The sequence below is a fragment of the Streptosporangium vulgare genome (assembly GCF_042428775.1).
Lineage (GTDB): Bacteria > Actinomycetota > Actinomycetes > Streptosporangiales > Streptosporangiaceae > Streptosporangium > Streptosporangium vulgare.
Window position 1 is genome coordinate 270,998 of record NZ_JBHMBS010000011.1, and the last position, 12,684, is coordinate 283,681.

General features: G+C 71.5%; 8 protein-coding genes. 5 read left to right on the plus strand and 3 right to left on the minus strand.

Annotated features, from left to right (window positions below):
• Positions 1-40: 40 nt before the first annotated feature.
• A complete protein-coding gene (gene lanL / locus ACFFRH_RS24145) occupies positions 41-3,049 on the minus strand; it encodes a class IV lanthionine synthetase LanL (RefSeq protein ID WP_386159657.1) in 3,009 nt (1,002 codons plus the stop codon).
• Between the two features lie 535 nt (positions 3,050-3,584).
• Here lanL and ACFFRH_RS24150 point away from each other — a divergent pair.
• Positions 3,585-5,120: a DUF885 family protein gene (locus tag ACFFRH_RS24150; protein WP_344748297.1), complete on the plus strand. Its 1,536-nt coding sequence runs from the start codon at positions 3,585-3,587 to the stop codon at positions 5,118-5,120.
• 24 nt (positions 5,121-5,144) lie between these two features.
• Here the strand turns inward: ACFFRH_RS24150 and ACFFRH_RS24155 are convergent, their stop codons facing one another.
• Entirely contained in the window at positions 5,145-5,891 is a 747-nt protein-coding gene (locus tag ACFFRH_RS24155) for an SDR family NAD(P)-dependent oxidoreductase (protein WP_344748298.1), read from the minus strand.
• 124 nt (positions 5,892-6,015) lie between these two features.
• On the opposite strand from ACFFRH_RS24155, the gene ACFFRH_RS24160 reads away from it, so the two are divergent.
• The 4 genes from ACFFRH_RS24160 (at position 6,016) to ACFFRH_RS24175 (ending at position 11,632) form a co-directional block, all read left to right on the plus strand.
• Positions 6,016-7,140 (plus strand): RNA-guided endonuclease InsQ/TnpB family protein, encoded by a 1,125-nt coding sequence (locus tag ACFFRH_RS24160; protein ID WP_344748300.1) that lies wholly within the window; start codon positions 6,016-6,018, stop codon positions 7,138-7,140.
• A 302-nt stretch (positions 7,141-7,442) separates the two neighbouring features.
• The gene (locus ACFFRH_RS24165; protein ID WP_344748301.1) at positions 7,443-8,420 is read left to right on the plus strand and encodes an SDR family NAD(P)-dependent oxidoreductase; all 978 of its coding nucleotides are present in this window, start codon (positions 7,443-7,445) and stop codon (positions 8,418-8,420) included.
• Positions 8,421-8,583: 163 nt separating this feature from the next.
• Complete coding sequence (gene guaA / locus ACFFRH_RS24170) at positions 8,584-10,155, plus strand: glutamine-hydrolyzing GMP synthase (protein WP_386159742.1); 1,572 nt, start codon at positions 8,584-8,586, stop codon at positions 10,153-10,155.
• A gap of 265 nt (positions 10,156-10,420) precedes the next feature.
• A complete protein-coding gene (locus tag ACFFRH_RS24175) occupies positions 10,421-11,632 on the plus strand; it encodes an acyltransferase family protein (protein WP_386159662.1) in 1,212 nt (403 codons plus the stop codon).
• A gap of 9 nt (positions 11,633-11,641) precedes the next feature.
• Here the strand turns inward: ACFFRH_RS24175 and ACFFRH_RS24180 are convergent, their stop codons facing one another.
• Positions 11,642-12,478 carry a polysaccharide deacetylase family protein gene (locus ACFFRH_RS24180; protein ID WP_344748303.1) on the minus strand — a complete coding sequence of 279 codons (837 nt, stop codon included), beginning with the start codon at positions 12,476-12,478 and terminating at the stop codon, positions 11,642-11,644.
• Between the last annotated feature and the right edge of the window lie 206 nt (positions 12,479-12,684).

Below are 12,684 nucleotides of genomic sequence, written 5' to 3' on the forward strand. Positions count from 1 at the left end.
TGAAGACCCTGAAGGTCCTGAACGTCGAACGACATCGATTTCACCTCCTCGCCGATCTCGTGGCCGCGCCGGGCGCGGGCCGCTTCTCCTTCCGCCGCCCCGGAGCGGGCGGCGAGCCTGGGACGGGGGGACGCCAGGCGTCCCCCACGACGTCGTCGAGCATCCACGGCCGCGCGTGCCGGTGGCGCAGCCGGACCAGGAAGGCGACGATCCCGGCGGTGCCGCCGAGGAACGTCGGGACGACCTGCGAGAACGGGTCGGGCACGAGCAGCCTGCCGGAGCGGGTCACGGCCCTGGCCTCCAGGCATCCGGCCAGGTCCCCGGCCCAGCGCAGATACCGGTCGTCGGCCGTGAACCCGGCCATGTCGAGGAGGAACTCGCCGTCGCCGGGCAGGCCGTGGCACGGCACCGCTCCCGACTGCCAGCGGGTCCTGTGCACCGCGGCCGCCGCCTGACCGGCGAGCCGCAGGGCGTCCGGGTCACCGGTGGCGCGCCAGTACCGGACGAGGAAGGAGCCGATCCCCGACGAGCCGCTGCACCAGTGCGGCCGGCGCGGCAGGACCGTCCGCGGGTCCCGCGCGAGGGTCGGCCACCAGGCGGTGTCGCCGTCGACCTCGGCCCGCTCGCACAGGGCGCGGGCGACCTCGCGCACGGTCGCCATCCACTCCGGGCGGCCGAGGGTGACGGCGGCGTAGAGCAGCGCCGTGCCGACCCCGGCGATTCCGTGCGCGAAGCCGAGGTGGTCGGCGCCCGCGAGGCCGGAGTCGAACGACTCCGGCGTCGGCCATCGCGGGTGCCCCATCCGGTAGGACCGCGCGCCGTGCAGGTTCTCGAACGTCTTCACGGCCCGTCTCCGGAGTACGGGGTCGCCCGAGCGCAGGGCGAGGCGCAGCACCGTCATACCGGCCCCGGCCAGCCCGTGCGTCACGTCGGAGCTCGGGTGGTCCACCGGAAGCCGGGCCGCCGCCCGCAGCGCGAACTCTCTCGTCTCGTCGTCGCCCGAGGTCTCCGCCGCGTCGTACAGGGCCCAGACGGCTCCCGAGCGCCCGAAGTACAGGCCGGGGGGCCAGGCGTCCTCGTCGGAGAGGCGGCGGCGGAGCCACCTGGCCGCGGCGTCCGCCGCGCCTTTCGCGTCCGTCATGTCTTTCGCGTCGGCCGTGTCTTTCGCGCCCGACGTGTCGCCTGTGATGGCGTTGCCTGTGACGGCGCTGTCCACAGCGGCGTTGTCTGTGACGGTGTTGTTCGTGACGGCGTTGTCTGTGACGGTGGTGCGGGAGGCGAGTGCCAGGACGGCCAGGATGCCCGGTACGCCCCCGTTCACCGAGCACGGGTCCGCCTCGGCCCCACCGGCCCCGCCGACCGCGTTGGGCCACGGCGACGGGCTGTCCTCCCGGGTGTCCATGGTCTCCACCAGCCGTGCCAGCCCGTCCGCCACCAGGAGGTCCGCCCGTCGTACGCCGTCCGCCCGTCGTACGCCGTCCGTCCTCACCCCCGCGAGGACGGGACTGTCGAGGGTGCGGGCACTTCCCGTCTCCCGTGTCGCCGCGAGGCCGGTGGTGGGGGTCGCCGGGGCGAGCGTGTCCAGATACCTCGCGCAGCCGTCCAGGGACCAGCGCTCCTCCGGTTCGGTGACCAGTCCATCCACCAGGGGGCGGAGGAGGGCGAGGGTGGGGTTGGCCGCTGACACCGCGGCGACGTGGCCGAGGAGGCGCCGGCCGCGGGCCGGGCCCGTCGTGCCGTCCTCGGGCAGCTCCAGCCCGGCACCGGTCGCGAGGAAGTACGCCAGCCCGCCGAGGCCGAACAGGTCGGCGGTCTCCCCCGGGGCCGGGCGGAGTTCGCCGGTGTGCGGCACCAGCTCGGGGGCCAGGTAGCCGGGGGTTCCACCGATCATGACGATGTCACCCGGCACCGTCGCGTGCTCCAGGTCGACGAGCCGGAGGTCGCCGCCGGGCAGGAGCATCACGTTGTCCGGCGAGAGGTCGCGGAAGACGTGGCCGAGGTCGTGGACGGCCCGCAGCGCGTCGACGAGGCGCCGCAGGATCGGCAGGACCTCGGCGGCCCCGTTCCCGAAGCCGTCGTGCCCGAGAGGCCCGGCGTTCCCTTCGGACCAGCGCCGCAGCGTCGTCCCGGGCACGCGTTCCTCGACGAGGAACGCGTGCCCGCCCTGCTCGAAGAAGTCGACCACGGCCGGGACGACCCCGCTGGACGCCAGGGCCTCCAGCCGGGACCTTTCCGTCGCCAGCCGGTCACGCGCGTCCCGGCCGCCGAGATCGGCCGAGGCGTGCGGCCGGCCTTCCTTGATCACTACTTCGGCGCCGCTCTCGGTGTCCTCAGCGATGTACACGCCGCCCCTGTTGGCGTGTCGCACCGCCTCACGGACCACGAAACGGCCGTTCAGCATCACGGCGGGCCGCTCCGGTGTCCCGGAGGCACGGTCCGCCGCGCCGGAGCCGGCGGGCGTGGTGAAGGGTGAGGTGGCGAAGGAGGGCGGGGAGAACCGTGGCAGCCGCTCGTCATGGATCGTCTTTCCCTCCGGCGTGCGGAGCCGGACCTCGTAGAAACCGTCGTTGCCGAGCACCCGGTGCCCGCCGAAGGCCCCGTAGCGGTAGTGGACGATCCCGCCGGGCCGGTAGGGGCGGTCCGACAGGATCACCGGGCCGGGAAGCCCCCAGGTGGCCTCGTCGAGCAGCGGCGCCAGCCGGGCCGCCTCGGCGCTGCCCGCGGGGTAGGCGGTGACGAACTTCCCCGCCTGTCCGCGCGCGCAGTGGGGGGCGAGAAGTTCCCAGTAGTCACCCAGCCGCGCGGGGAACTTGAAGGCGCATCCCTCGGCGGCCAGCACTCGTACGACCCGGGAAAGCACGATCGGGGCGGAGAGCATCGTCGCGGAGACGTGAAGTTTCCAGCCCTGCGCGGGCATCGCGTATCCGCCGGGAACGACCAGGCACCAGAATTCCCCGTCGGTGACCGACCAGTCGCGGGCCGGTACCCGTCCGATCTCGGCGATCGCGATGTCGCGCAGGAGGGCGCTGTCGCCCGGGGGGATTTTCACGGGAGGTCATCCTTCGGCTGTCACGGTTCGATGTCACACGAGAAACACGTCGTACGAGAAACACGTCAAACGGGAAATCCGCGTCACACGGGAAAGACGGACGCGAGAAGCGAGCCGGGGACGCGCGAGGTGCTCGCGTCCGGGAGCCGCGCCGATGGCGTGGGTCCCGCCCGGGATCCCGCCCGTCGCCGCTCCCGTCACCGGGACCGCGTCGTGGTGATCGCGCATATGTGAGATCGGCGGAGCCGCCGCGTTCTTTTCCGCCTGCCGGCGCTGGGCAATACACAAACACGCTGGATACGGGATGCGCCATGTAAAAGTACGCACTTCTCGTTCGGTGAGAGTGGTCTGCCAGGCATTTAATGCGCCTATTTCATATTCCCATATATTAATTCCGGTCCGCCGTGAATCCGTTGTGAAGGGGCTTCGCGTGGACGTCCGGGGGGAATCGAGCGGCGGTTTCCCGGGTCCGCTCCCGGATGCGCGGGTGTCGTTCCCGGGTTCGGGAGACCTCTCCTGATATAGCGTCACGTCCATGACCGAACTCGACGGCCGCCTCCGCGCGGTGTGCGACCTCGCCGTCTCCGGCGTCCGGGAAATGGCCGGGCGGCACGAGTACGACGGCCTGATCCAGGACCTGTCGCCGGAGGGGGTGCGCGCCGGGCTGGCCGCGCTGGGCCGGGGACCGCTGCCCGCCGACCCGTACGACGCGGCGCACCTGCAGATCTTCGAGGAGTCCGCGCGGGTGCAGCTCGGTGAGCTGGAGCTGCACCGCCGCAACCCCCTGGAGCACCTGGGCAATCTCGACCTGGCCACCTACGACCGCGAGTACGCCCCCGAGGCCGAGCGGGACGCCGCCAGGCTCGCGCACCTGGCCCGCTGGCCCGAGGCGGTGGACAACGCGGTCGCCGCGCTCGACCTGCTCAGCGCCCCCGTCGCGACCGCCCTGCTCGGGCCGGTGCGCGGCCTGGCCGCCGGGGTGCCCCAGGACGTCGACGAGCGTGTGCGCGAGGCGGCGTTCAGGGCCCACGCCCGGCTGGTGGAGCACATCGAGAAGGCATCGCACACCGGAGACCCGGACGCCTCCCTCGGAGCCGAGGGGCTCGCCAGGCTCATGGGCGCCGGCGACGGCCTCCCGGTCGACCTGGGACGGCTCGCCGAGCGCGCCGACGCCGAGCGCGACCGCCTGATGGCCCGGCTGGCGGAGTCGTGCGCCGCGCTGGGATTCGCCGGACGACCGCCGCTGGAGGTCGCGCGCGAGCTGGTCAGGCAGCACCCCGATCCCGACGGCGTGATCGAGGCGGCCAGGATCGGCACCGAGAGGGCGATCGCCTTCACCAGGGAGAAGGACCTGGTGCCCTACCACGACGGGGAGTGCCTGGTCGGCATCGCGCCCGAGTCGCGCCGGTGGGGCATGGCCATGATGAGCTGGTCGGCGCCCGGCGAGCCCGACAGCCCCTCGTGGTACCACGTCACCCCGCCCGACCCCTCGTGGCCCGAGCGCGACATCGAGGAGTGGCTGGAGGTCTTCAGCGAGACCACGCTTCCCGCGATCAACGTGCACGAGGTCGCCCCCGGGCACTTCTCCCACGGCCGCGCCCTGCGCCACGCCCGCTCCGACGTGCGGCGGACGCTGATGTCGCTGGCCTTCGCGGAGGGCTGGGCGCACTACGCGGAGGAGCTCTGCGTCGAGGAGGACTTCGCCCCCGGCGACCCGCGCTTCGAGATCGGCGTGTGGCTGGAGGCGCTCATCAGGGTGACCCGGCTGGCCTGCGCGATCGGCGTGCACTCCGGCGCGATGACCGTCGAGGAGGGCGCCCGCCGCTTCGCCGCCGACACCCACCTCGCCGGTCCGGCCGCCCTCTCGGAGGCGGCACGGGCCACCTTCGACCCCACCTACGGCCGCTACACGTGGGGCAAGCTGGAGATCCTCGACCTTCGCGACCGCGCCAGGGCCGAATGGGGCCCCGGCTTCGGCCTCAACCGCTTCCACACCGCGATGCTCGCCCTCGGCTCCCCACCCCTCGGCCTGCTCGACCACGCCCTTCACGCGGATCCAGGCGCCCGTTAGACCGCGGGCGGGTGCGGCAGGGGCTCAGCGGTCGACGGCGGTGGTGCCGCCGTCGACGACCAGGTGGGTGCCGGTGATGAACGACGCCTCGTCGCTCAGCAGGAACCGTACGGCCGTCGCGACCTCGGCGGGGCGGCCCAGGCGGCCGAAGAGCGACCTGCGGGTGAAGGACTCCAGATAACCCGCGTCGCCGCCCGTGGCGGCGGTGAGCAGCGGGGTGTCGACGTAGCCGGGGCAGACGGCGTTGACCCGGATCGGCGCCAGCTCGTGGGCCATCGAGCGGGTCAGGCCGAGCATGCCCGCCTTGGACGAGCAGTAGGCCGGGATGAAGGCCTGCCCGACCAGGCCCTCGATCGAGGAGATGCCGACGACCGCGGCCCCCTCCTGGCCGCGCAGGTCCTCCAGCAGGGCCTTCACCAGCAGGGCGTGGGCGCGCAGGTTGACGTTGAGCACCTCGTTCCACGAGGTCTCGGTCAGGTCGCCGAGGGCCATGGGGGCGGCGATCCCGGCCGCGTGCACGAGGCCGCCGATCGAGGCGAGGGCGTCGCGGCTGGTGGAGATCGCGGCGGGGAAGGCCGAGGAGTCGGTGACGTCGACGGGGACGGCGATCGCGGCGACGCCGTGCGCGGCGGCGAGCGAGGCGGTCTCCTTGGCGCCCGTCTCGTTCAGGTCCCAGACCGCCACCGGACGCCCGGCCTCGGCGAGCGCCAGCGCGCAGGCCCGGCCGATCCCCGACGCCCCGCCGGTGACGACGACTCCGGTACCGGTCATCGGCGGCCTCCTCGATTGTTGGGGGGCTTCAGCATGTCACTTGCGAGGAACCCCGGGCCTTCAGGACCGGGAGGAATCGCATACGGCGCCGCACGTGTCGGCCCGGGCGGCTACGCTTCACAGCGTGAAATTCGTTGTGCAGGTCCGTCTGTTCCCCACGCCCGCCCAGGAGGCGGCGCTGGCGGACACGCTACGCCTGTGCAACGAAGCGGCCAACCTCGTCTCCGGTATCGCGTGGGAGACGAGGACGTTCCGTAACTACGACCTGCGCAGGCATACCTACGGCCAACTCAAGGACATGGGCCTGTCGGCTCAGCCCGCCCAGCACGTCATCAAGAAGGTCACCGACGCCTACACGACGGTGAAGGCGCAGGTGAAGGCGAAGCTGCGCCAGCCGCTCGCCAAGCCGCTCGCCTTCCGCGCCGACGCCGCCCAGCCGTTCGACGACCGGTGCCTGTCCTGGCAGACCGCCGAGCGGACCGTGAGCATCTGGACCACCGGCGGCCGGATGAAAGCAGTCCGGTTCGGCTGCTCCGATGAGCAGGCCCGCGCGCTGGCCGCCTACCGCAAGGGCGAATCCGACCTCATCCACCGCGACGGCCTGTGGCTGCTGATGGCCACCTGTGACGTCCCCGATGTCGACGTCACCGAACCCGACACCTTCCTCGGCGTCGACCTTGGTATCGCGAACATCGCCACCACCGACGACGGCACACGCTACTGCGGCAAGCACCTGAACGCCGTCCGGCACCGCAACCGAGAGCTGCGGCGGCGCCTGCAGGCCAGGCAGACCAAATCCGCCAAACGGCTGCTGAGGGCACGCCGCCGTAAGGAGGCCCGCTTCGCCCGCGACGTCAACCATGTCATCTCCAAGCAGATCGTGACCGAGGCTGCACGCACCGGACGCGGCATCGCCCTGGAAGACCTCCAGGGCATCCGTGAGCGGGTACGGCTCCGCAGGCCCCAGCGGGTCACGCTGCACTCGTGGGCGTTTCACCAGCTCGGTGCGTTCGTCGCCTACAAGGCGGCCCGTGCCGGGGTCGCCGTGGTCCACGTCGATCCCGCATACACCTCGCAGGGGTGTTCGGCGTGCGGCCACATCGACAAGAAGAACCGGCCCGATCAGGCCGCCTTTTCCTGCATGTCGTGCGGCTTCGCTGAGCACGCCGACGTCAACGCGGCCCGCAACATCGCCGCACGCGGCGTTGCGAGCTGGGCAGTGAGTCACGCTGCCGACGACGCGGCCTGAACCGTCGAATCCATCGACGGCGAGGAGCTGCAAGCTCGGTCGCTTACGGCCGAGAAGCTGACGTTAGCTTTGTGCCCAATCGGTCGCTAGGTACAGGCGGTTCGTCCCCGAGCGGCCGCCGGACACGGAGGGCCGTGCCCGGATGGTCACCAGGCACGCCGGTTCGTGCCCGGATGGTCACCAAGTACGCCCGTTCGTGCCCGGATGGTCGCCGGGCACGGCGCGGACCGGAGGCGGTGCGAGGTGTGAACCGCCGACCCGGGGTAACACGATGCGTGAGCCATGATGCGGGAGGAAGCGCTATGCGTGAACTGTCGGGCAAGGTCGCGGTCGTCACAGGGGCGGGCAGCGGGATCGGGAGGGCGCTCGCGCTGAGCCTCGCCGCGGAGGGGATGTCCCTCATGCTCGCCGACGTCGACCCGGGAGGTCTCGCGGAGACCGCCTCGCTGGTGGAGGGGAGCGCGGCGAGGGGGAGCGCGGCGGAGGGCAGGATCCTCGGGGGCAAGGTGCTCACCGAGATCACCGACGTCTCCGACCCGGCGGCCGTGGATCACCTCGCCGACCGTACGTTCGGCGAGCTGGGCGCGGTCCACGTGCTGTGCAACAACGCGGGGGTCTTCCAGGGCGGCCGGATGTGGACGCGGGAGCCGGAGGACTTCGCCTGGATGCTCGGCGTGAACCTGTGGGGGGTGCTCCACGGGATCCGGGCCTTCGTGCCCCGCATGATCGCCCAGGACACCGAGGGCCACATCCTCAACACCGTCTCCGCCGCGGGCCTGTTCGCCGTTCCCTACCTCGGCCCCTACACGGTCTCGAAGTACGCCGCGCTCGCCGCCTCGCAGTCCCTCGCCCAGGACCTCGCGACCGCCGGGTCCAAGCTCCGGGTGACCGCGCTGTGCCCCGGCGGCGTGCGGACCGGCCTCAACAACTCCAGCCGCCACCGGCCGGAGAACCTCGTGGCCGCCGAGCGCACCGAGGACGAGGTGGCCTCCTCCGCGATCATCGACAGCCTGGTGGAGGGCGGCGTCGACCCGGCCGAGGTGGCGCTCGCCGCGGTGGCCGCCATCCGCGAGGAGCGCTTCCTGGTCCTCACCCACCCCGGCCACGCCGAGGCCCTGCGCGAGCAGACCGAGACCCTGATCTCCGGGGCGCTGCCCTCGTTTCCCGGCCACACGGACCAAGCGGAGCACACGGACCAAGCGGACCACGCGGAGGACGTGGACCACGCGGACCATGTGGGCGGTCCCGCCGACGGGGGAGTCCTTCCCGGCCGTGAGTGAAAGGGATCCTTCCCGGCCATGAGAGACGGGGGCCTTCCCCGCCCGTGAGGGAGAGGGAGGAATGGCGGACGATCTTTCCGGTCGTGGGTGAGCCGGGCGGTGGGAGATCTTCCCGGCCACGACCAGGCGCGCTGACGGGCGCCGATAGACTGGGAAAACCGCTCTGTTCTTTTTGGGGGTCTTGGTGTCTGAGTTCGACACGGTCCTGGTCGTCGACTTCGGCGCGCAGTACGCGCAGCTGATCGCGCGAAGGGTGCGTGAATGCCACGTCTACTCCGAGATCGTCCCCTCGACGATGCCGGTCGAGGAGATGATGGCGAAGAAGCCCAAGGCGATCATCCTGTCCGGCGGCCCCTCGTCGGTGTACGCCGAAGGCGCCCCCGCCGCCCCCGCGGGCCTGTTCCAGACCGGCGTGCCGACCTTCGGCATCTGCTACGGCTTCCAGATCATGGCCCAGGAGCTCGGCGGGGAGGTGGCCAGGACCGGCACCGCCGAGTACGGCGGCACCCACCTCGACGTCGGGCGGCAGGGCGTGCTCTTCGCGGGGCTGCCCGCCGAGCAGTCGGTCTGGATGTCCCACGGTGACAGCGTCTCCGCCGCTCCCGAGGGCTTCACCGTCACCGCCGCGACCGCCCAGACGCCCGTCGCCGCCTTCGAGCACCCCGAGCTGGGCCTGTACGGTGTCCAGTTCCACCCCGAGGTCCTGCACTCGGAGCACGGCCAGGCCGTGCTGAAGCACTTCCTCGACGCCGCGGGCTGCCGTCCCTCCTGGACGATGCTCAACATCGTCGAGGACGCGGTCGAGGCGATCCGCGCCCAGATCGGCCCCGAGGGCCGCGCCATCTGCGGCCTCTCCGGCGGAGTCGACTCCGCGGTGGCCGCCGCCATGGTCCAGCGGGCCATCGGCGACCGGCTGACCTGCGTCTTCGTCGATCACGGGCTGCTGCGCAAGGGCGAGGCCGAGCAGGTCGAGCGCGACTTCGTGGCCGTCACCGGCGTGAAGCTCCGCGTGGTCGACGCCCAGGAGCGCTTCCTGAAGGCGCTCGACGGGGTCACCGACCCCGAGGAGAAGCGCAAGATCATCGGCCGCGAGTTCATCAGGGTCTTCGAGGACGAGCAGCGCGCCATCATCGCCGACGGCCCCGTCGACTTCCTCGTCCAGGGCACCCTCTACCCGGACGTGGTCGAGTCGGGCGGCGGCACCGGCACCGCCAACATCAAGTCCCACCACAACGTCGGCGGTCTCCCCGACGATCTCCAGTTCTCGCTGGTGGAGCCGCTCCGCGCCCTGTTCAAGGACGAGGTGCGCCGGGCCGGCGAGGAGCTGGGCCTGCCCGCCGCCATGGTCTGGCGCCAGCCGTTCCCCGGCCCCGGGCTGGGCATCCGCATCGTCGGCGCGGTGAGCCGCGAGCGCCTGGAGATCCTTCGCGAGGCCGACGCCATCGCCCGCGAGGAGCTCTCCCGCGCCGGTCTCGACCGGGAGATCTGGCAGTGCCCGGTCGTCCTGCTCGCCGACGTCCGTTCGGTGGGCGTCCAGGGCGACGGCCGCACCTACGGCCACCCGGTCGTGCTGCGCCCGGTCTCCAGCGAGGACGCCATGACCGCCGACTGGTCGCGTGTCCCGTACGACGTGCTCGCCCGCATCTCCACCCGCATCACCAACGAGGTCCGCGAGGTCAACCGGGTGGTCCTCGACGTGACCAGCAAGCCGCCGGGCACCATCGAGTGGGAGTAGGCGCTTCCGGGCCGCGACCTGGGAGCGAATCACGGCGGCGAGCCGCGGCGGCGAACTGCGGCGGCGAACTGCGGCGGCGAACTGCGGCGGCGAACTGCGGCGGCGAACCGCTCGGGTGGGAGTGAGCGTTCCCGCGGACGTGACCGGAGGATGGGCCACGGCGTGAGTCACGGCGTGAGCGGCGGGGATGAGCCGCTCGGGTCGTATGGCGCCGATGACGCCGATGGCGCGGTTTCGCGAGGTGCCGGGCGGTAAGTTGGGGCGGGTGTCCTCCACCACCCCCATCGGCGCAGACTCCCCCCCGACCTCCGGCGCCCGCCTGGCGTGGCTCGACGCGTTGCGTGGCATCGGCGCGGTCGCCGTGTTGCTGGAGCACCTGCTGCCCTGGTTCATGCCCGCCCTGAGACCGTACTGGTTCAACCTCGGGATGTACGGCGTCCTGGTGTTCTTCCTGGTCAGCGGTTACATCATCCCGGTCTCGCTGGAGAGGCGCGGCGACGTCAGGGCCTTCTGGATCAGCCGCGTGTTCCGGCTCTACCCGATCTACCTGCTCGTCGCGGCGGCCGTCCTGGTGATGGCGATCTGGATGCCCGTCCGCGAGCAGGTGCCCAGGGACCTGTCGTCGGTGTCCGCGCACGCCACGATGCTGCTGGACGTGGTGCACCTGGGCGGCCTGGCCGACACCATGTGGACGCTCTCCTACGAGATGGTCTTCTACCTGGTCGTCACCGCGCTGTTCGTCGGCGGGGCGCACCGCGCGAGCGGGACCTACGCGGTGGGCTTCGGCGCCGTCGCGGTCGTGGCGGGGCTGCTGCTGACGGGGCCGTTGCTGACGGGGCCCTGGCCCGCGTACGTGTCCGGGGTGGTGTTCTTCGCGGGCCTGGTGTGCCTGATCAGCGGCCGGTTCCGGAACGTTGCCGCGTACGTGCTCGGCGCGATGGCGCTGGTGCTGCTGATCTTCTCGGGCTTCGTGCCGTGGCTGGGGGCGGCGATCCTCGCGGTGATGTTCGCCGGGACCGCGATCCGCCGCTGGGAGCAGGGCGCGGGCGGGCTCTGGCCGGTGGCGGCGGCGACCGTGCTGGTGGCCCTGGCCCCGGTCTGGTCGGAGCAGGCGGGCTGGTGGTGGGTGCGGCCGGGGCCGTGGTTCGCGACCATGGCGCTGGCCGGCGTGACGTTCGCGGTCGCGATGGCCCTGCGCGAGCGCCGGCTGCCCCGGTTCCTCGTCTGGCTGGGCCTGGTGAGTTACTCGATCTACCTGCTGCACCACCCGCTGCTGCGGCTCACGCACGCCGTTGTCGGTGACGTACGGGACGCGGGGCAGGTGGTGCAGCTGTCACTGTCGGCAGCGTTCGTGCTGGTGGTGCTCGGCCTGAGCCTGCTCACCCACCGCTACGTGGAGCTTCCCATGCAGCGGCTGGGCAGGCGGCTGGCCCGAAGGCCGTCCTCCGGCTCCCGTGAGGTCGCATCCTCACGGTGAGGTGGTCGTTCAGAGACCGTCCGAGGGTGACTGGGCGTAGTCTTCCGGGTCGCCGGTGGGCGACTCGGAGGACAGGTCCTCGTCCTTCTCGGAGCCGACCGGGTAGACGTCCCCGGCCTTGGTGGTCTTGGCGCCGCGCAGCGAGGAGACCGCCACCACGTGGTATCCCTGCTTCTGCAGGGCGGCCAGCAGCTTCGGCATCACCGTGACGGTCTGCGCCACCCAGTCGTGCATGAGGATGACCCCGTCACGCTTGGCGTTCTTGAGCACCTCGTCGTAGATGGCCTTCTCGTTCTTGGTCGCCCAGTCCCGCGAACCGCCGTTCCACAGGACGATCGGCATGCCCATCTGGGTGGCGATCGCCGCGACCCGCTCGTCGAACTCGCCGTAGGGCGGGCGGATCGTCGTCGGGTACTTCCCGGTGGACTTCTTGACGATGTCCTGGGTCTTGGTCAGCTCCTCGCGGATCTTGTCCTCCGACAGCTCCCGCAGGTGCGGGTGGCTGTAGCTGTGGTTACCGATGTCATGGCCTTCGGTGACCATCCGCTTGGCGAACGCGGGGCGGGACTTCACGTACTGGCCCTCAAGGAAGAACGTCGCCTTGGACTTGTACTTCTTGAAGGTGTCGAGCAGCTTGTCCGCGTACTTGCCGGGGCCGTCGTCGAAGGTGAGCGCGATGCACTTCACCTTCGTGCAGTCCACGGGCACGGGCTTGGGGGTGGTGGTGGCCTTGGGGGCGGGCTTGGCCTTGCCCGCCGTCGTGGCCGTCGTTTTGGGCTGGTCCGCACTCCACGCGGTGGTCGGGATGGCGATCATGGCCAGCGCGCAGGATGCGGCCAGCAACATTCGGACAGGAGACTTCATGAGGGGAGCTCCGGGTCAAATCGACGTCGGTCGAATGGGTATCCTATCGAGATGCTTGATGCCTTCCGGGGCTAAAGTGTCACGATGTCCTGTCAGCTTCTCGGCCCTGAGGGCCGAGCTTGCAGCTCCTCACCGTGCGTGGGGTACACGGGTCAGGCCGCGTCGTCGGCAGCGTGACTCACTGTCCT